This window comes from Streptomyces sp. NPDC001728, assembly GCF_040297565.1.
Taxonomy (GTDB): Bacteria; Actinomycetota; Actinomycetes; order Streptomycetales; family Streptomycetaceae; genus Streptomyces.
The window spans coordinates 428,770-448,178 of the sequence record NZ_JBEOZK010000002.1 but is presented as its reverse complement, the minus strand read 5'-3'; the positions used below and the strand labels follow the sequence as shown (position 1 = coordinate 448,178).

General features: G+C 71.9%; 16 protein-coding genes. 9 read left to right on the top strand and 7 right to left on the bottom strand.

What is annotated here, in order from left to right; genetic code table 11:
• Window positions 1–14: 14 nt before the first annotated feature.
• Complete coding sequence (locus ABT154_RS04950; protein ID WP_351852884.1) at window positions 15–1,607, bottom strand: acyl-CoA carboxylase subunit beta; 1,593 nt, start codon at window positions 1,605–1,607, stop codon at window positions 15–17.
• Window positions 1,608–1,741: 134 nt separating this feature from the next.
• On the opposite strand from ABT154_RS04950, the gene ABT154_RS04945 reads away from it, so the two are divergent.
• From ABT154_RS04945 to ABT154_RS04930, 4 genes are all read left to right on the top strand, one after another.
• Window positions 1,742–2,596 (top strand): biotin--[acetyl-CoA-carboxylase] ligase, encoded by an 855-nt coding sequence (locus ABT154_RS04945; protein WP_351852882.1) that lies wholly within the window; start codon window positions 1,742–1,744, stop codon window positions 2,594–2,596.
• Between the two features lie 131 nt (window positions 2,597–2,727).
• The gene (locus tag ABT154_RS04940) at window positions 2,728–3,867 is read left to right on the top strand and encodes an adenylate/guanylate cyclase domain-containing protein (protein WP_351852880.1); all 1,140 of its coding nucleotides are present in this window, start codon (window positions 2,728–2,730) and stop codon (window positions 3,865–3,867) included.
• Between the two features lie 60 nt (window positions 3,868–3,927).
• The gene (locus tag ABT154_RS04935; RefSeq protein ID WP_351852877.1) at window positions 3,928–4,716 is read left to right on the top strand and encodes an enoyl-CoA hydratase/isomerase family protein; all 789 of its coding nucleotides are present in this window, start codon (window positions 3,928–3,930) and stop codon (window positions 4,714–4,716) included.
• Between the two features lie 80 nt (window positions 4,717–4,796).
• On the top strand, window positions 4,797–5,930 hold the full coding sequence (locus tag ABT154_RS04930) for a GGDEF domain-containing protein (protein ID WP_317874147.1): 1,134 nt from the start codon (window positions 4,797–4,799) through the stop codon (window positions 5,928–5,930).
• A 116-nt stretch (window positions 5,931–6,046) separates the two neighbouring features.
• On the opposite strand, the gene ABT154_RS04925 is transcribed toward ABT154_RS04930, so the two are convergent.
• Together ABT154_RS04925 and ABT154_RS04920 are read right to left on the bottom strand one after the other, a co-directional pair.
• Complete coding sequence (locus tag ABT154_RS04925; RefSeq protein WP_502969447.1) at window positions 6,047–8,788, bottom strand: S8 family peptidase; 2,742 nt, start codon at window positions 8,786–8,788, stop codon at window positions 6,047–6,049.
• Window positions 8,789–9,117: 329 nt separating this feature from the next.
• Window positions 9,118–10,785, bottom strand: a complete 1,668-nt coding sequence (locus ABT154_RS04920) for a phospholipase A2 (protein ID WP_351852872.1) — start codon at window positions 10,783–10,785, stop codon at window positions 9,118–9,120.
• Window positions 10,786–10,993: 208 nt separating this feature from the next.
• Between ABT154_RS04920 and ABT154_RS04915 the strand changes: the two genes are divergently transcribed.
• Together ABT154_RS04915 and hutH are read left to right on the top strand one after the other, a co-directional pair.
• On the top strand, window positions 10,994–11,698 hold the full coding sequence (locus tag ABT154_RS04915) for a hypothetical protein (RefSeq protein WP_351852870.1): 705 nt from the start codon (window positions 10,994–10,996) through the stop codon (window positions 11,696–11,698).
• 263 nt (window positions 11,699–11,961) lie between these two features.
• The gene (hutH, locus tag ABT154_RS04910) at window positions 11,962–13,503 is read left to right on the top strand and encodes a histidine ammonia-lyase (protein WP_351853171.1); all 1,542 of its coding nucleotides are present in this window, start codon (window positions 11,962–11,964) and stop codon (window positions 13,501–13,503) included.
• A 111-nt stretch (window positions 13,504–13,614) separates the two neighbouring features.
• Here the strand turns inward: hutH and ABT154_RS04905 are convergent, their stop codons facing one another.
• Window positions 13,615–13,884, bottom strand: a complete 270-nt coding sequence (locus ABT154_RS04905; protein ID WP_351852868.1) for a hypothetical protein — start codon at window positions 13,882–13,884, stop codon at window positions 13,615–13,617.
• Window positions 13,885–13,995: 111 nt separating this feature from the next.
• Here ABT154_RS04905 and ABT154_RS04900 point away from each other — a divergent pair, with 111 nt between their 5' ends.
• Window positions 13,996–14,337 (top strand): hypothetical protein, encoded by a 342-nt coding sequence (locus ABT154_RS04900; RefSeq protein ID WP_056551818.1) that lies wholly within the window; start codon window positions 13,996–13,998, stop codon window positions 14,335–14,337.
• Between the two features lie 220 nt (window positions 14,338–14,557).
• Complete coding sequence (locus ABT154_RS04895; protein ID WP_351852865.1) at window positions 14,558–15,829, top strand: L,D-transpeptidase; 1,272 nt, start codon at window positions 14,558–14,560, stop codon at window positions 15,827–15,829.
• A gap of 73 nt (window positions 15,830–15,902) precedes the next feature.
• Here ABT154_RS04895 and ABT154_RS04890 read toward each other — a convergent pair whose 3' ends face one another.
• Window positions 15,903–16,775 carry a helix-turn-helix domain-containing protein gene (locus ABT154_RS04890; RefSeq protein WP_351852862.1) on the bottom strand — a complete coding sequence of 291 codons (873 nt, stop codon included), beginning with the start codon at window positions 16,773–16,775 and terminating at the stop codon, window positions 15,903–15,905.
• 129 nt (window positions 16,776–16,904) lie between these two features.
• Here ABT154_RS04890 and ABT154_RS04885 point away from each other — a divergent pair, with 129 nt between their 5' ends.
• Window positions 16,905–17,957, top strand: a complete 1,053-nt coding sequence (locus ABT154_RS04885) for an NAD(P)-dependent alcohol dehydrogenase (protein WP_351852860.1) — start codon at window positions 16,905–16,907, stop codon at window positions 17,955–17,957.
• Between the two features lie 19 nt (window positions 17,958–17,976).
• Here ABT154_RS04885 and ABT154_RS04880 read toward each other — a convergent pair whose 3' ends face one another.
• Window positions 17,977–18,657, bottom strand: a complete 681-nt coding sequence (locus tag ABT154_RS04880) for a hypothetical protein (RefSeq protein WP_351852858.1) — start codon at window positions 18,655–18,657, stop codon at window positions 17,977–17,979.
• A 16-nt stretch (window positions 18,658–18,673) separates the two neighbouring features.
• Window positions 18,674–19,339 carry a peptide-methionine (S)-S-oxide reductase MsrA gene (gene msrA, locus ABT154_RS04875; protein WP_351852856.1) on the bottom strand — a complete coding sequence of 222 codons (666 nt, stop codon included), beginning with the start codon at window positions 19,337–19,339 and terminating at the stop codon, window positions 18,674–18,676.
• Between the last annotated feature and the right edge of the window lie 70 nt (window positions 19,340–19,409).

Here is a 19,409-nt window from a genome sequence, read left to right as displayed (position 1 = left end):
GACGCTCGTACGGGCTACAGCGGGATGTTGCCGTGCTTCTTCGGAGGGAGGGATTCCCGCTTCGTGCGCAGCTGACGCAGGCCCTTCACGATCTGCGGGCGCGTGTCCGAGGGCAGGACCACACCGTCGATGTAACCGCGCTCGGCCGCCGTGTACGGGTTGAGCAGCGCGTCCTCGTACTCCCGCATCAGCCGCGCCCGCTCCGCCTCCTGGTCCTCGGCGGCGGCGATGGTCCTGCGGTGCAGGATGTTCACCGCGCCCTGCGCGCCCATCACCGCGATCTGCGCGGTCGGCCACGCCAGGTTCAGGTCCGCGCCCAGGTGCTTGGAGCCCATGACGTCGTACGCGCCGCCGAAGGCCTTCCGGGTGATGACCGTGATCAGCGGGACCGTGGCCTCCGCGTAGGCGTAGATCAGTTTCGCGCCGCGCCGGATGATGCCGCCGTACTCCTGGTCCACGCCCGGCAGGAAGCCAGGGACGTCCACGAAGGTGAGCACGGGGATGTTGAACGCGTCGCAGGTGCGGACGAACCGCGCGGCCTTCTCCGAGGCGTTGATGTCCAGACAGCCCGCGAACTGCATCGGCTGGTTGGCGACCACACCGACCGGGAAGCCCTCGACACGGCCGAAGCCGGTCAGGATGTTCGGCGCGAACAGCGACTGCGTCTCCAGGAACTCGCCGTCGTCGAGGACGTGCTCGATGACCGTGTGCATGTCGTACGGCTGGTTCGCCGAGTCCGGGATCAGCGTGTCCAGCTCGCGGTCCTCGTCCGTCGCCTCGGTCTCCGCGACCTCGGGGAAGGCCGGCGCCTCGGAGAGGTTGTTCGACGGAAGGTAGGACAGCAGGGACTTGACGTAGTCGATCGCGTCCTTCTCGTCCCCCGCCATGTGGTGGGCCACGCCCGAGGTCGAGTTGTGCGTCCGGGCGCCGCCCAGCTCCTCGAAGCCGACGTCCTCGCCGGTCACCGTCTTGATGACGTCGGGACCCGTGATGAACATGTGCGAGGTCTGGTCCACCATCACCGTGAAGTCGGTGATCGCGGGGGAGTACACCGCGCCGCCCGCGCACGGGCCGACGACCAGGGAGATCTGCGGGATCACCCCGGAGGCGTGGGTGTTGCGGCGGAAGATCTCGCCGTACATGCCCAGCGCGCTCACACCCTCCTGGATGCGGGCGCCGCCGGAGTCGTTGATGCCGACGACCGGGCAGCCCGTCTTCAGCGCGAAGTCCATCACCTTGATGATCTTCTGGCCGTACGTCTCGCCCAGCGCGCCGCCGAACACCGTGAAGTCCTGCGAGAAGACCGCCACCGGGCGGCCGTCGACCGTGCCGTAGCCGGTGACGACACCGTCTCCGTACGGCCGGTTCTTCTCCAGGCCGAAGCTCGTCGACCGGTGCCTGGCCAGCTCGTCCAGCTCCACGAAGGAGCCCTCGTCGAGGAGCAGGTCGATCCGCTCGCGCGCGGTCAGCTTGCCCTTCGCGTGCTGCTTCTCCACCGCACGCTCCGAGCCGGCGTGGGTGGCCTCGTCGATACGGCGCTTGAGGTCCGCGATCTTGCCTGCGGTCGTGTGAATGTCGATCTCGTACTGCTCTGCCGGCTCGGACATCGGGATGCGGCTCCCTGCCTGGTCACGGGGGGTTCGTTGACTACGAATGGGCTACTGCTCAGCTACTGAGCCGTAGCGTATCGACGCAGATACGGTTCGGCACTGCGGTCTTTGCCACACCTAGTCTGGCTTGCATGACGTCCTCCCAAGGCTCCGGCGGCCCCTGGTCCGACCTCGACCGGCCCCCGCTGAACGCCCCCGCACTGCGCCGCGCCCTCGTCCTCCCCGACGGCCTGTGGACCTCGCTCGACCTGGTCACCAGCACCGGATCCACCAACAGCGACCTCGCCGCCCGCGCCGACGAGCTGCCCGAGGGCGCGGTGCTCGTCGCCGAGGAGCAGACCTCCGGCCGAGGCCGGCTCGACCGCAGCTGGACGGCGCCCGCCCGCTCCGGGCTCTTCGTCTCCGTCCTCCTCAAGCCCGACGTGCCGGTCCACCGCTGGGGCTGGCTCCCGCTGCTCACCGGCGTGGCCGCCTCGACCGGCCTCGCGAAGGCCGCCGGGGTCGACATGTCCCTCAAATGGCCCAACGACCTGCTGGTTTCCGTCGAGGGAGAGGAACGCAAGACCGGCGGCATCCTCGCCGAACGGGCCGGAGCCGACGGCATCGTCGTCGGCCTCGGCATCAACGTCACCCTCCGCGCCGGCGAACTGCCCGTCCCCACGGCGGGCTCCCTCCTCCTCGCCGACGCCGTCTCCACCGACCGCGACACCCTCCTGCGGGCCGTCCTGCGCTCCCTCGCCCAGTGGTACGGGGACTGGGTGCGGGCCGACGGCGACCCCGAGGCCTCCGGACTCCAGGCGGCCTACACGGCCGGCTGCGCGACCCTCGGCCGCCGGATCAGGGCCGAGCTGCCCGGCGAGCGGATGCTGGAGGGCGAGGCGGTCGCCCTGGACGGCGACGGACGGCTCGTGGTCGCCACCGAGGGCGGCGGTACGGAAGCGGTCGGAGCGGGCGACATCGTCCACCTGCGGACGCCGGCGGGCTGACCACCGGAGCGGGCGGAACACCGGCGGCAGCCGTTTCGCGCGTGAGGCATTCCACACCTGCCGTATCGTGGAGCGCGATCCAGGCGACAGATCGGCAGGGCAGTGGGCAGGGAACGGGCAGGAGGCGGCCGGTGACCGTCGACGACGCGAACGCGGACGGCGGGACAGAGCCACCCACGTACCCGACGCCTCACCACGAGGTCGATCACACGGCCGAACCGAGCGACGACCCGCTCGCCATCCGCCTCGAACAGCTCATCCTCGGCGCGGACCGCCGCTACACCCCGTTCCAGGCCGCCCGCACCGCCGGCGTCTCCATGGAACTGGCCTCCCGCTTCTGGCGTGCCATGGGCTTCGCCGACATCGGCCAGGCCAAGGCGCTCACCGAGGCCGACGTCCTCGCCCTGCGGCGGCTCGCCGGTCTCGTCGAGGCCGGGCTGCTCAGCGAGCCGATGGCCGTACAGGTCGCCCGTTCCACCGGACAGACCACCGCCCGGCTCGCCGAGTGGCAGATCGACTCCTTCCTGGAGGGCCTCACCGAGCCGCCCGAGCCCGGCATGACCCGCACCGAGGTCACGTACCCCCTGGTCGAGCTGCTCCTCCCCGAGCTGGAGGAGTTCCTGATCTACGTCTGGCGCCGCCAGCTCGCCGCCGCCACCGGCCGCGTCGTGCAGGCCGCCGACGACGAGGAGATGGTCGACCGGCGGCTCGCGGTCGGCTTCGCGGACCTCGTCGGCTTCACCCGGCTCACCCGCCGCCTGGAGGAGGAGGAGCTCGGCGAACTCGTCGAGGCCTTCGAGACCACCTGCGCCGACCTCGTCGCCGCGCACGGGGGCCGGCTCATCAAGACCCTCGGCGACGAGGTCCTCTACGCCGCCGACGACGCCGGTACGGCCGCCGAGATCGCCCTGCGCCTGATCGAGACCCTCGGCCACGACGAGACGATGCCCGCCCTGCGCGTCGGCATCGCCTTCGGCACCGTGACGACCCGGATGGGCGACGTCTTCGGCACCACCGTGAACCTCGCGAGCCGCCTCACCTCGATAGCTCCCAAGGACGCCGTCCTCGTCGACGGCGCGCTCGCGGAGGAGCTGTCCAGGACCGGGGAGGCGCCCGTCTCGGAGACCGAGGCCGCCGAGGAGGCGGTCCGTGCGGAGAAGGAGGGCCGCAGGTCGGCCTCGTACCGCTTCGCGCTCCAGCCGATGTGGCAGCGCCCGGTCCGCGGCCTCGGCGTCATCGAACCCTGGCTCCTGACCCGCCGCCCCACCTAGGATCTCCGGTGAACGTCTGTTAACAGCCGTTAACAGACCTTGATCGGGAGGGTGTGCGGCATGTCCGAGCAGCGTTTTGGTGAGTTCGTCGTGGTCCGGCGGGACGGGCACGTCGCCGAGCTGGTCCTCGACCGGCCCAAGGCGATGAACGCCGTCTCCTCGGAGATGGCCCGTTCCCTCGGCGCCGCCTGCGAGGCGCTCGCCGCCGACGCCTCCGTACGCGTCACCGTGCTCACCTCCTCGAACGACCGGGCCTTCTGTGTCGGCGCCGACCTCAAGGAGCGCAACTCCTTCACCGACGCCGAGCTGGTCCGCCAGCGGCCGACCGCCCGCGCCGCGTACACCGGCGTCCTGGAACTGCCCATGCCGACCGTCGCCGCCGTGCACGGCTTCGCCCTCGGCGGCGGCTTCGAGCTGGCGCTCGCCTGCGATGTGATCGTCGCCGACGCGACCGCCGTGGTCGGCCTCCCCGAGGTCTCCGTCGGCGTCATCCCCGGCGGCGGCGGTACGCAGCTGCTGCCGCGCCGGGTCGGCGCGGCGCGCGCGGCCGAGCTGGTCTTCACGGCCCGCCGGGTGGAGGCGGCGGAGGCCCGCGAGCTGGGCCTCGTCGACCTCCTGGAGGAGGACGCGCGGACGGCCGCCCTGGAGCTGGCCGGGCGGATCGCGGCCAACTCGCCGGTCGGGCTGCGCGCGGCGAAGAAGGCGATGCGGCTCGGCCAGGGCCTGGACCTGCGGGCGGGCCTGGAGGTCGAGGACGCGGCCTGGCGTTCGGTGGCGTTCTCGGGGGACCGCGCGGAGGGCGTCGCGGCCTTCAACGAGAAGCGGAAGCCGAACTGGCCGGGCGAGTGACCTTCACCGTTCTGTACTAAGTGTCACTTACGGTGACGTCTCGGAAGGGAAAACGGATCAAACCTCCCTAAGCTGGAGGAATGGGTGAGGATGTGCGGCTGCGGGCCGTGGTGGCGCTGGCGCAGGGGATGGCGGCGGCGCACACTCCGCGCGAGTTCTGGCGGGCGGCGGCGCTCGGGTCCTGTGAGGGCCTCGACGGGAGCTTCGCCGCCCTGTCGGTCTGGGAGCGGGACCACGGACGTCTCAAGGTCCTGGTGAACGCCGGGGAGCGGGCGGCGGGGGAGGAGGAGTTCCCGGACTCGGAGACGTATCCGGTGCACCAGTTCCCCGAGATCACCGAGTTCCTGCACGAGCAGTGGGCGGGCGGCGGCGAGCCCGACGCCTGGGTGGAGACCGTGACCGACCCGGTGCCGACCGGCCGGGTGACCGGCCTGCGGCGGCGGGGGCGCGGCTGCTGCGTGGTGGCGCCGATCGTGCTGCACGGGCGCGCGTGGGGCGAGCTGTATGTGGCCCGCCCACCGGAGCAGAAACCTTTCAGCCGTGCCGACGCCGACTTCGCGACCGTCCTCGCCGCGGTCGTCGCGGCGGGTATCGCCCAGGCCGAGCGCCTGGAGGAGGTCCGCAAGCTCGCCTTCACCGATCCGCTCACCGGGCTGGCCAACCGCCGGGCCGTCGACACCCGCCTCGACGAGGCCATCGAGCGCTACCGTGCGGACGGCTCCGTCGTCAGCCTGGTGGTCTGCGACCTCAACGGCCTCAAGCGGGTCAACGACACCCACGGCCACGCCGTCGGCGACCGGCTCCTCGAACGCTTCGGCTCGGTCCTCTCCCGCTGCGGCGCCATGCTCCCCGGCGCCCTCGCGGCCCGCCTCGGCGGCGACGAGTTCTGCCTGCTGACCGTCGGCCCGACGGCGGACGAGGTCGTCGCGGTCGCGGAGGAGCTGTGCGTCCGGGCGGCGGAACTCGAGCTCGGCGAGGGCGTGGCCTGCGGGGTGGCGTCCACCGGCGACCCCATCGGCCCCCTCAGGTCGGCCCGCCGGCTCTTCCGCCTCGCCGACGCCGCCCAGTACCAGGCCAAGGCGGCCCGCTCGGCGAAGCCGGTGGTGGCGGGCCGTGACGGCACGGTCGTCCGCCTGGCCGACGCCCCACCGGGAGCCCGCGACCGCCGCCGCTTCCGGGACGCGCCGCCGGTGGAACCGCCGCCGGAGTCCTGACGGCCACGGCTCGGGATCCGGAACGGCGGGAGCCCCCCGAAGACCGGACGGGTCTTCGGGGGGCTCCCGGGTTCAGGCGGTCGGTTCCTCCTGGCGTACGACTGCCTGTCGTGCGACTACCGCGAGGCGTACCCGAAGCGGACGCCGCCCGAGGGCACACCGCCCGTTCCCGGCCTGTACGTGGTCGTCGGGCCCACCGCCCCGCCGACGGTCACGTTGGACATCGGCAGGGCGTACATCGCGCCGCCGGCGTTCGGACCGTAGGACATGCCGACGTACAGGCGGGTGGCGGTGAAGGAGAGGCTCTCGCCGAGGTACTGCTTGGTGCCCGGGGTACCGGGGATGCCGTCGCCGTCGCCCGCCTCGATCCAGCGGTCGTTGGTCCCGGCCGCACCGGCCAGCGAGAACATGTGGACCGCGCCGGCCTGGGTGACCGTACCGATGGCCTCGCCGGGCGTACCGACGGCGAGCCGCATGGACGCCGAGGTGCTCACGGCGTCGGGGGCGGTGTTGACGGCGGCCAGGGTCTCGCCCATGCGGTCACCGGTCTCGGAGACGCCGGAGACGGTGTCCTCCGCCGTGCCCTGCTTGAGCTCGCGCAGGTAGCTCCAGGTGCCGTCGGCCTTGATGCGGATCTGGACGACCCGGCCCGCGTTGGCCCGGTCCTCGGTGCCCACGAGGACGCTCTCGCCCGGCGAGCCGATCGCGAGGATCGACTCGGCGGCGGTGGCGGCGCCCACCGCGCGGAACGGGGCGATGGCCAGCGCGTAGCCGAACTCGTCACCGGCCTCGGCGCCGCCGGAGATCGCGGCGTTGTCCTGGTCGAGGCCCGCCAGCGGGGTGGGCTTGCCCTCGGAGTCGAGCTTGTTGGGGTTGAGGATCACGACGCCGCCGGACTTCGCCAGGGTGCCGATGGCCTCGCCGGGGGAGCCGATGGCGAGGAAGTTGGAGTCGCCGGCCACGCTGAAGCCGAACTTGTCGTCCTTCTCCGCGGTACCGGGGACGCCCGCCTTGTCCTGGTGGATGGTGACGTTGGTGGTGCCGTGCACGTAGAAGGCGCTGCCCGCCTTGGTGACGGTGCCGAGGGCCTCGCCGGGGACGCCGATCAGCAGGTACGGCTCGCCCGCCTTGGTGGTGCCCGCCGCGAGGGAGTCGCCCATGCGGTCGCCCGCCTCGGCGGTGGAGGCGGCCATGGCGCCGTTGCCCTGGCCCTGCTCGTAGTGCGTGGCCTTCTTGGTGCCGGTGCCGAGACCGCCGGGCGCGCCGTAGAGCACGTCGACGAAGCCGGCGTCGACGGCGGTGCCCACGTCCTCCGCGGGGGTGCCCACGACGAGGTCGGTGTAGCCGTCCTTGTCGTAGTCGACGGTGGCGAGTTCCTCACCGAACCAGTCGCTCTGCTCGGCGCCGCCCGGCACCCAGTCCAGGTCCTGGTTGATGCCCGTCGTGCCCTTGCCGCCGCCGTAGGTGACCCAGACCGCGCCGGCGGTGGTGTTGCCGCCGACGGTGGCCGCCGGGTCGGCGATCGCGACGTCCTCGACGCCGTCGCCGTTGAAGTCGACGATGTTCGTCCGCTTCGGGGCGATGGCCTGGCCGAGGTCGATGCGCGGGGTGCTGGCGCCCGTGTAGGCGATGGGCCTGCCGCTGGACTTCAGGAGCGCGAGGAGGTCGGTGACGCTCTTGTCGGGGTACGCCTGCCGCAGCACCGCGAAGGCGCCGGCCACGTGCGGCGCGGCCATCGAGGTGCCGTTCTTCGGGGCGTACGTACCGCCGGGAACGGAGGAGACGATGCTGGTGCCGGGCGCGAACAGGTCGAGCAGCGGGCCCCGGTTGGAGAAGGCGGAGACCTCGTCGTCGGGGGTGGTGGAGCCGACGGTGACGGCGGAGGAGACGCAGCCGGGGGCGCTGACCGCGTCGGTGTAGCCGTTGTTTCCGGCCGCGACCACGGTGGCGACACCGGCGGCGAGCAGCTTGTCGATGGCCATCTTGCGCGGGTCGGTGGCGCAGTCGGAGGTGTAACGGCCGCCGCCGAGGCTGAGGTTGGCCGCGATCACCGGCGTGCCGGCCTGACGCAGCTGCAGCACCTTGTCCAGGCCCGCGAGCTGGGCGCTGGTGAAGCTGAGGACGCAGGGTTCGGTGCTGCCGCAGTAGTCCTCGGAGTCGAACCTGCTGAAGACCTGGATGGCGATGAGGTCGGCGCCGGGGGCCACACCGCGGGCCGGGGCCCCGGTGAGTCCGGCGCCGTTGCCCGCGGCGATGCCGGCCACATGGGTTCCGTGGTCGCAGCCGGTGAGGGTCGCGCACGCCCCGGTCCCGGCGTCGGCGGTGCCGACGCCCTCCTGCTGCCCGGTGCCGTTGGGGCAGAGGCTGGTGGCGCCGAGGTCCGCGTCGCCGGGGGAGAAGCAGGCCTCGGTCTTGACGCGGCCCTTCAGGAACGGGTGCTGGGTGGCGACACCGGTGTCCAGGATGGCGATCGAGCTGCCCGCGCCGGTCTTCCCGGCGGCGAAGGCCTTGTCGCCGCCGATGAGGGGGATGCTCACGTCCAGCGTCGGCGGCACCGGGACGTCCTCGGTGACGCTGACGACGCCCGGCTTGGCGGCCAGCTTGTCCAGTCCGGCCTGGTCGACCTTGAGGGTGACCACCGGCAGGATCCCGAAGGACAGCTTCGTCTCGCCCGCGGTCGCCGCGTCGGGGATGTCCGTGCGGTTCTCGGTGACGACGTTGACGCGGACGGTGCCGCCGGTGGCGGTGGCGTCGTAGAGCGGCGGGTCGACGACGGATCCGGCGGCGTCGGCCGCCGCGGGGACACTCTGCGGCGCGGCGGCCTGGGCCGGTATCGCGCCGAGCGACACGGTCGTCATCGCGGTGATGACCGTGGCCCAGATCTTCTTCTTCACAGTTGCCTCGGAGAGAAAGAGGACGTCGCCCGGCCCGGGGGTACGAGGGCACGGCTCAGCCCGTGGAGACGGTGGCAGCACGCATGTGCGGGAAGCGGTGACGGAGCGCCGGGGTGCGGCGTACGGAGGAGGGTCGGCCCGGTGGCGAGGGCCGGTCGGCGCGGCCGGGTGGCACGGGCCGGTCGGTGCGCTCCGGTCGGTGCGCTCCGGTCGGCGAGGGCCGGGTGGCGAGGGGTTCGCCCCCCGGCCCTCGACGCCCCGGGGCAGGCTCCGTCAGGAGGTGGAGCCGTGGATCAGGTCTTGTTGGCACCGTTCTTCGGGTTGCCCGCGCGGACACCCTGGCGGTAGGTCCAGGCGGTGGCGCGGCAGGCCCGCTTCCAGAAGTAGCCCGAGCAGACCTTGTCGCGCAGCGTGGTGTAGAAGACGTCGTCCACCGCCGTCTTCTTCCTGCGGTCGAGGTAGTACGCGTAGCCCTTGTAGGTGTTGCCGATCAGGCCGTAGCCGTAGTCGTGCATGTCGCACGCGGGACGGAAGTTCCAGCCGCCCGGCTTGCTGACGTTCGGGCCGGGGGTGCTGCAGCCGTCGTAGTTGATGCCCACGACGCGGTAGCCGGTCTTGGTGTACTTGAAGTACGGCTTGTGCCAGCCGTAGTGCGCGGCCCAGGCGGCGCAGCCGGTCTTCCAGTAGTACAGCCAGTGGCGGGCCCAGCTGCACTTGCGCGGGTAGGCCTCCGGGTCGGAGATCTCACCCGGGCCGATGTCCGTGGCCGGGGGAGCGACGGCGGTCTCGTCGGCGATCCCGGTCGCACCCTCGATCGGGGCGTCCGAGGCCGGGCGGGCCGGGCCGGCCGGCAGCACGTCGGGGGAGGCCGACGTGGCCGGGTAGGCGAGGTCCCAGTCGCCGTTGACCGGCGAGACGATGTCGGAGACGCGGCCGGTGGTGTCGTACACGTACGAGGAGACCGCGGCGCTGCTCTCGACCGGGTTGGTCACCGTGCGCAGCAGACCCGAGGCGTCGTACGCGTACCGGGCGAGGGTCTGCGTCGTGGTGCCGGTGGTGACCTTGACTTCCTTGGCGCGGCCCGAGTAGTCGCCGAGCGTCGCTCCGGAGGCCGTGGTGGCGCTCGCGTAGCTGATCGCCACGGTCTCCTTCAGGGCCTCCCCGACGGCCGGCTCCGTGATGGTGGAGACCCGGCCCTTGGTGTCGTAGCCGACGGTGGAGACGCCGTAGGCCGCGTTGCCCGAGCTGGTGACGCGCCAGGCGTTGGTGCCCGGGGCGACCTGCTTCCAGGTGCGGGTGGGCTTGAGGTTCGCGGCCGGCACGGGGTCGTCGCCGGCCTCGCCGGTGCCCGACTGCCCCTCGTCCGCCACCGAGAGGTCCACGTTGAGGGTCTCGACGACGGTGGAGACCAGGGTGCCGGTGACGGCGTCCCAACGGGAGGTGTCGGTGATCTTGTCGCCCTCGGCGGTCTCGTACTTCTTCACCCCGCCGCCGTCGGGGTAGTCGAGGCTGCTCTTGAGCAGGTAGCGCACCGACTCGCCGACGTTGAGGTCGGTGACGACGATGGCGTCGCCCTGCTGCTCCAGCTTCTGGTTGAGCTCGCCGCCCAGGAACTCGGCTTCCCAGCCGGGGCCGAAGACGCCCATGTCGGTGCGGCCCGCGGGGGCGGACTCGGGCTTGGAGACGCCGCCGCCCGCCTGGGCGGCGACGGTGTGTCTGCGGCCGACCGAGCCGACGGCGACGTCGTTCTCGGCGATCTCGAAGGTCTGGCTGCCGGTCGAGTACATACCCGGGCCGACTTCCTGGAACTCGCCGGTCGCGGCCGGCGGGTCGACGAGCCCCAGTCCGGCCGTGCCCGTTCCGGACGCCTGCGGTCCGGTGGTCGCGACTCCGATGGCGCTCTGCGGGAGCAGCAGCGCCATGGAGAGCGCGGCGATGACGGGTAGAGCGGTTCTGCGCACGAATTCCCCCTCATTCACGAGTTGATCGTTTGCCGATCGATGCGGACCTTAGGGCGCTTCACGAGACGTTCACAAGAGGTCGGGAGAGGTGAAAAGAATTCGCTTCTATTTGCGGAAGTGATTTGCATTCATTTTCGGTCATGTGGCTGAGACAGGTATGAGTAGGGGTACTCATGCGGACGGGGCGACGCGCCCCGAGACTGTGCGCATGACGCGAATCCATGCCTCGAAGGGCACGTCCGTACGCTCCCCGGGCCGTCCGCGACGCGCCCTCGCGGCGGCGGTCCTCGGCGCCCTGGCGCTCACCGCCTGCGGTGCCGAGGGGACGGAGGGTGGCGGGAAGGCCGCCGGACCAGCCGCTTCCGCCTCCACGGCCGGCGCGACGAGCGGTACGGAGGAAGGCGCGACCGGCGGTGTGGAGGACGGCGCGGACGGCGCCGCCTTCGCCGCGATGCTGGCCCGTGTCGCCCGGCCGTGCCCCGCCGGCCACGCGCCGGCCGACCGGCCCAGCGCCCCTGCGGGAGGCGGGGAGGAGCCGACCGTCCGCCCGGGAGAGATGCCGCCGACCGGTCCGATCGAACCGGGCTTCCCCACCTCCGGCCCCGAGGTGGAGCTGAGTGCGCGCGACTGGTGCGCGAGCGGGCTGCACGAGGAGCGCATCACCCAGGCACTCCTGAAGCTGAAAGTCCCCGCTCCGGCCGAGGTCAGGAGGATCCTGAACCGCCTCGGCTACATCGACGGGCGCATCCACGGCCTGGAACGGACGGGTCCGGCCACGGTCTTCTTCCTCGATCTGAGGGAGAAGGGGGGGCGGCTTTGCGTCAAGGGTTCGGCGGCTGGTGAGAACACCGTCGTCGACACCTGTGTGGCGCCCCTGAGCGGTGAGTTCTCGCCCGCGAATGTCGGTAATTAGCTATTGTGTGGATGCGCGGCAAGCCGCACGCATTTCGAGTCCATTCCGGCCTGTGATTTCGACCGGTGATTTTCCCGTGCCGTTCCGCCGATTCCCGCGCGGAGTTCGCGCCGGCTTCGGGGTGAGTCCCCGGGGGTCCGTGCCGCCGGCGCGGGCGGGTGGTGGATCGGTAAGGGTCCGGAGCGGCGAGGGGTGGTGACATGCCCCTCGGCGCTCCCCTAGTGACATGCCGGTCTTCAGTCCGTAGGCTGCTGAATATGGATATGCAGACAGTCGTCCTCGGCACGTCCGGCACGACCCCGCAGGACGTCATCGACGTCGCCCGCCACGGCGCCCGCGTCGAGCTGTCGAACGAGGCCGTGCGGGCGCTCGCCGCCGCCCGGGACGTCATCGACGCGCTCGCCGCCAAGCCCGAGCCCGTCTACGGGGTCTCCACCGGCTTCGGCGCGCTCGCCACCCGGCACATCAGCCACGAGCTGCGCGCCCAGCTCCAGCGCAACATCGTCCGCTCGCACGCCGCCGGCATGGGCCCGCGCGTCGAGCGCGAGGTCGTCCGCGCCCTGATGTTCCTGCGGCTGAAGACCGTGGCCTCCGGCCACACCGGCGTCCGCCCCGAGGTCGCGCAGACCATGGCCGACGTCCTCAACGCCGGCATCACCCCGGTCGTGCACGAGTACGGCTCCCTCGGCTGCTCCGGCGACCTCGCCCCGCTCTCCCACTGCGCCCTCGCGCTGATGGGCGAGGGCGACGCCGAGGGCCCCGACGGCGTGCTGAAGCCGGCCGGCGAGCTGCTCGCCGCCCACGGCATCGCCCCCGTCGAGCTCAAGGAGAAGGAGGGCCTCGCCCTCCTCAACGGCACCGACGGCATGCTCGGCATGCTGATCATGGCCCTGGCCGACCTCGACACCCTCTACAAGTCGGCCGACATCACCGCCGCGCTCTCCCTCGAAGCCCTCCTCGGCACCGAGAAGGTCCTCGAACCCGAGCTGCACGCCATCCGCCCGCACCCCGGCCAGGCCGCCTCCGCCGCCAACATGCTCGCGGTGCTCAAGGGCTCCGGCCTCACCGGCCACGCCCAGGCCGGCGAGGCCCCCCGCGTCCAGGACGCCTACTCGGTGCGCTGCGCCCCGCAGGTCGCCGGCGCCGGCCGCGACACCATGGCCCACGCCCGGCTCGTCGCCGAGCGCGAGCTCGCCGCCGCCGTCGACAACCCCGTCGTCCTCGCCGACGGCCAGGTCCGCTCCAACGGCAACTTCCACGGCGCTCCCGTCGCGTACGTCCTCGACTTCCTCGCCATCGCCGCCGCCGACCTCGGCTCCATCGCCGAGCGCCGCACCGACCGGCTCCTCGACAAGAACCGCTCGCACGGCCTGCCGCCCTTCCTCGCCCACGACGCCGGCGTGGACTCGGGCCTGATGATCGCCCAGTACACGCAGGCCGCCCTGGTCAGCGAGATGAAGCGGCTCGCCGTCCCGGCCTCCGCCGACTCCATCCCCTCCTCCGCGATGCAGGAGGACCACGTCTCCATGGGCTGGTCCGCCGCCCGCAAGCTGCGCACCGCGATCGGCAACCTCAACCGGATCATCGCGGTCGAGCTGTACGCCGCCACCCGGGGTGTCGAACTCCGCGAGGGCCTCACCCCGGCCCCCGCCTCGCAGGCCGCCATCGCCGCCCTGCGCGCGGCCGGCGTCGAGGGCCCCGGCCCGGACCGCTTCCTCGCCCCCGACCTGGCCGCCGCCGACACCTTCGTACGGGAAGGGAAGCTGGTCGCCGCGGTGGAGCCGGTCACCGGACCGCTGGAGTAGGCACGGACGGCACGGAACGACGCAGGGCCCGCCCCGGGGCTTCCCGGGGCGGGCCCTCGCTCATGTCAGGTACGGGAGCCGGGGGTGTCCGCCTGATCGGCAGGACACCGCTCAGGACGCCCGGCCCCTGCGGTGCATCGCGAGGGCCACGAAGCCCGCGCCGACGCCCAGGAAACCGGTCCCGCCGAGCAGATACGGCGTGGTGTCCCTGCTTCCGGTCTCCGCCAGGCGTCCGTCGTCCGGGGCGGGCCCCTCCTGGGTGACCCCGATCCGGACCCCGCCCTGCTCGTCGGTGGCGTTGGCGGACGGTACGAACCACAGGGCGCACAGCAGCGTCCCGGCGGCGGTCGCGGTCAGCAGTGGGCGTCGGGCGGCGGACACGGAAATTTCGATCCCCCTTGCGGAAACCGCGAATTGGTCGGTGCTCCGATGCTAATGAACACAGCGGGTCGTGGGAAAGCCGAGGGCCCGCGGACGCCTACGCTCCGACCCATGAGTACTTCTGAGACAGCACGCTATGTCCGCCTTCGCGTCGATGTGGTCCTGGAGATCGACGGGCCGGCCGAGCTCGCGGAGGCCGCCGAGGCCCGGATCGACGCCGACGAGTTCATGCCCGAGGAAGAGCGGGTGCAGGCCCGCGCCGCCGCGCGCGAGGACGGTGCCGAGGCCCTCGCGTACCTGGTCGAGCCCTTCGACCTGATCCGCGACGTCCCCGGGATCGAGATGGTCCAGGCCTCCTGGAGCAGTGAGGAGATCGAGTACGACCCCGATGCGCTGGAGTACGACCTCGGCGAGGAAGATGGGGACGAGGAAGACGACGACGACCGGTCGTAGAGCAGGCATCCATCCTGTTCCAGGGCCCCGGGACGCCGTCCCGGGGCCCTTTCCGCGCGCGACGGCGCCGGGCGGCCCCCGCCGGGACGAAGCGCCGGGCCCGTGGAACCGGACGGACCGTACGAGCGTGTCGATCAGTGGTGTTCCCCACAAACGCTCCGCTTCCGGAACCGGACGGGGTGTCATGGCGTTCCTAGAAGTTGGCAGGGAACCGGCGACGATGGAGAAGCGTGTGATGACGGACGGCAAGCGCCGCCGCAGGAGCCTGGCCGCCGCGGCCGCCGTGCTCGGCGGCGTGCTGGTGCTCTCGGCCTGCAACGACGGGGACAAGGGCGCGGGCGCCACCGGCTCCGCGACGCCGAACTCACAGGCCCAGGTCGACGAGGCGGCGGCGCAGAAGACCTCCAAGGCGCAGATCACCATCTCGCCGAAGAGCGGTACGCAGAACGCCTCGATCAACAACGACGCCAAGGTCACCGTCGCCGAGGGCAAGCTCACCGAGGTCGTCATGACCACGGCGGAGGGCGAGGTCGTCAAGGGCGAGATAGCGGCCGACGGCCTCAGCTGGAAGCCGACCGGTGCGCTGCAGCGCGCCACGGTCTACAAGATCGCCGCGACCGCCACGGACGCGACCGGCCTGGAGGCCCACGAGAACTCCTCGTTCACCACCGTCTCCAAGGCCAACAGCTTCATCGGCAACTTCACGCCCGAGGACGGCTCGACCGTCGGCGTCGGCATGCCGGTCTCGATCAACTTCAACAAGGCGATCACCGACAAGAAGGCCGTCCAGGGCGGCATCACGGTCTCCTCCAGCACCGGACAGGAGGTCGTCGGGCACTGGTTCAACTCCCAGCGCATCGACTTCCGCCCGGACAAGTACTGGACCGAGGGCTCGACCGTCACCCTCAAGCTCGACCTCGACGGCGTCGAGGGCGCCGACGGTGTCTTCGGCGTCCAGCAGAAGACCGTCACCTTCAAGATCGGCCGCAACCAGGTCTCCACCGTCGACGTCGCCACCAAGACCATGACGGTCACCCAGGACGGCAAGACGATCAAGACCATCCCGATCTCCGCCGGCTCCCCGGACAACCCGACCTACAACGGTCAGATGGTGATCTCCGAGAAGTTCAAGGAGACCCGGATGAACGGCGCGACCGTCGGCTTCACGGACTCCGACGGCAAGGGCGAGTACGACATCAAGGACGTGCCGCACGCCATGCGCCTGTCCACGTCGGGCACGTTCATCCACGGCAACTACTGGGGCCCGGACTCGATCTTCGGCTCGTCCAACACCAGCCACGGCTGTGTGGGCCTCAACGACGTCAAGGGCGCCGGCGACCCGAACCAGTCGGCCGCCTGGCTCTACGACCACTCGATCGTCGGTGACGTCGTGATCGTCAAGAACTCCAAGGACAGGACGATCGCCCCGGACAACGGCCTCAACGGCTGGAACCTGAGCTGGGCGGACTGGAAGGCCGGCTCGGAGGCCTGAGCCGCCGCAGGACCCCGCAGACGACGAACGGCCCCCTCCCGCACCGGGAGGGGGCCGTTCCCGTACCCGCCGCCTACGTCCGTACGTCCGCCGCCGCCTCGTCCACACCCCACTGCGCCAGCAGCCGCAGCGCGTCCTCCGAGGCCGTTCCCGGCTCCGCCTGGTACGTCACAAGGACCAGGTCCGGGTCACCGCCCGCCACCTTCATGCTCTCGTAGGACAGCGTCATCTCGCCCACCAGCGGATGCCGCAGCCGCTTCGTCCCGTGCCCCTTGTCCGCGACGGTGTGCGCCGCCCACAGCGACCGGAACTCCTCGCTCTTCACCGACAGTTCGCCGACCAGCGCCAGCAGCGCGGGATCGTCGGGGTAGCAGCCCGCGTACAGCCGCAGCATGCTCACCACCTCGGTGGCCTTGCACTCCCAATCCACGTACAGATCGCGCGCGTTCGGCCCGAGGAAGACCAGCCGGGCCATGTTGCGCTCCTCCGGCTCCATCGCCGCGAAGTCACCCATCAGCGCCCGCGCCATCCGGTTCCAGGCCAGCAGGTCCATGCGCCGGCCGACGAGGAGCGCGGGGACGCCGTCCATCGAGTCCAGCAGGTGCCGGAGACCGGGCCGCACCTGCTGGGGGCGGACGATGGCCGCCCGGTGCTGCCGCTTCTTCGCCGTCGGCTTGGCCAGGTGGGTCAGATGCGCCCGCTCGCTGTCGTTCAGCCGCAGCGCCCGCGCGATGGAGTCGAGCACCTCCATGGACACGTTCCGCCCGTTGCCCTGTTCGAGCCGGGTGTAGTACGCCACCGACACCCCGGCCAGCTGCGCCAGCTCCTCGCGGCGCAGCCCCGGCACCCGCCGGTGGCGCCCGAACTCCGGCAGCCCCACGTCCTCCGGCTTCAGCCGGGCCCGGCGCGAGCGCAGGAATTCGCTGAGTTCGGCACTGAGATCCATGCGTCCCGATTATCCCAGGCCGCCGGGCCGGACGGACGGGTGTTCCTGTCCCTGCCGGTGGTAGGCACGGTGGTCGTAGGCAGAACAGGGGGCTGGGCGGGGAAGGAACGATCCGGCAGGCTCACCCTCATGACCACGAACGTGACCACCGTCACCGCCTACGCCGCACCCGCCGCCAACGCCCCGCTGGAGCGCACCACCGTGCCGCGCCGGGCCGTCGGCGAGCACGACGTCCTCATCGACATCAAGTACGCCGGCATCTGCCACTCCGACATCCACCAGGCCCGCGACGGCTGGGGCGAGGGCATCTTCCCGATGGTCCCCGGCCACGAGATCGCCGGAATCGTCGCCGAGGCCGGCCCCGGCGTCACCAGGTTCAAGGTCGGCGACCGGGTCGGCGTCGGCTGCTTCGTCGACTCCTGCCGCGCGTGCGACCACTGCGCGCAGGGCCTGGAGCAGTACTGCGCACAGGGCGGCACCAGTACGTACAACGCCCTGGACAAGAACGGCGAGCCCACCTACGGCGGCTACTCCACCCACATCGTCGTCGACGAGAACTACACCCTGCGCATCCCCGAGGGCATCGGCCTCGACGAGGCCGCCCCGCTGCTCTGCGCCGGCGTGACCCTCTACTCGCCGCTCGCCCACTGGCAGGCCGGCCCCGGCAAGAAGGTCGCGATCGTCGGCCTCGGCGGCCTCGGCCACATGGGCGTCAAGATCGCCCACGCGCTGGGCGCCGAGGTGACCGTGCTCAGCCAGTCGCTCCGCAAGCAGGAGGACGGCCTGAAGCTGGGCGCCGACCACTTCCACGCGACCGGCGACCCGGAGACCTTCACGAAGCTCGCCGGCACCTTCGACCTGGTGATCTCCACGGTCTCGGCGCCGCTGGACTTCGACGCCTACCTGAGCCTGGTGAAGACGGACGGCGCCCTGGTGAACGTGGGCGCCCCCGAGGAGCCCGTCAAGATCGGCCTCTTCTCCCTCATCGGAGGCCGCAAGACCCTCGCGGGATCGATGATCGGCAGCATCGCGGAGACGCAGGAGATGCTCGACTTCTGCGCCACCCACGGGCTGGGCGCCGAGATCGAGCTGATCCGCGCCGACCAGATCAACGAGGCGTACGAGCGCGTCATCGCGAGCGACGTCCGCTACCGCTTCGTGATCGACACGTCGACGATCTGACGGCCGGCGTCCCCGAGGGCTACGCCCCGACGGCGGCCGGCGCCGCGGGAGCGGAAGCCGCGTAGGCGAGAAGCTCCGCGAAACGCAGCCACCGCAGCAGGGGAAGGTCCAGCGGTGCGTACCCCGGGGCCAGCTGACGGCCGATGCCCGCGAGGGTGTCGGCCAGCTCCTCCCGTACCGGATCGTCCGGCCGCCCGAGGGCGGTGAGATACGCCGTGCCGCAGGCGTCGAGACGGCCGTGCAGCTCCGCGAGATCTTGCGCCCGGTCCTCGGGGACGAGGGCCGGGTCGGGGTGCGGCAGCCGCCGGAATGTACGGTGGCCGTCCGCCACGGCGGCGACGAGCCCCAGCCGGGAGGGCGCCGTCTCGCAGGGCCAGTGGGGCCGCCACGGCCGGTGGAAGGGCTCGCCCGCGGGAGTCCGCAGGCCCGCCGCCTTCTCCACCCGGCGGCGCGCCGCGAAGGCCGCCGCCCCGGCGGTCCTGACCGCGCGGCTCGCCTCCAGGGCGTCGAGCGCGCGCAGCAGGGCGGCCGGATCCCTCCGCAGATCCGGCGAAGGGCGGGCCGTCACGGCGAGGTAGGCCCAGGTCGCGTGGAAGCCGAGCGGGCAGTACTCCGAGACGGCGGACCGCAGCGCCCTGTGCCGGCGGGCGGGCGGCAGCCCTTCGTCGCGCGCCCGCCGTGCGTAGGTCCCGAAGCTCACGCGGGGAGGCCGGGGGTCAGCCGTCGGCCCTGGCGACACCGATCGGGCACGAGACGCCCGTGCCGCCGATGCCGCAGTAGCCCGCCGGGTTCTTGTCCAGGTACTGCTGGTGGTAGCCCTCCGCCGGGTAGAAGGGGCGGGTGTCGTCGGCCGGCAGCAGCTCGGTGGTGATCGTGCCGAAGCCCGAGCCCGTCAGGACCCGCTGGTAGGCCTCGCGGGAGGACTCGGCCGCCGCGGCCTGGGCGGGCGTGTGGGTGTGGATCGCGGAGCGGTACTGGGTGCCCACGTCGTTGCCCTGACGGAAGCCCTGCGTCGGGTCGTGCGACTCCCAGAACAGCTTCAGGAGGCTCTCGTACGAGACCTTCGACGGGTCGAACACGACCCGGACGGCCTCGGTGTGGCCGGTCAGGCCCGAGCAGACCTCCTCGTACGCCGGGTTCGGCGTCAGGCCGCCCTGGTAGCCGACGAGGGTCGTCCAGACGCCTTCGGTCTGCCAGAACTTGCGCTCGGCGCCCCAGAAACAGCCGAGGGCGAAGTCGGCGACCTCCAGGCCCTCCGGGTACGGGCCGACGAGGGGGTTGCCGAGGACGGTGTGGCGCTCGGGAACGGCGAACTCCGGCTCTGCGCGCCCGCGCAGGGCCTGCTCGGGGGTGGGGAGGACGGGGGTGCGGGACAGGAACATGCTGCATCTCTCCTCGACGGTCGGCAGTGGTCACAACAAGGCGGGGCCGGAAGGGATTCCCCTCCGGCCC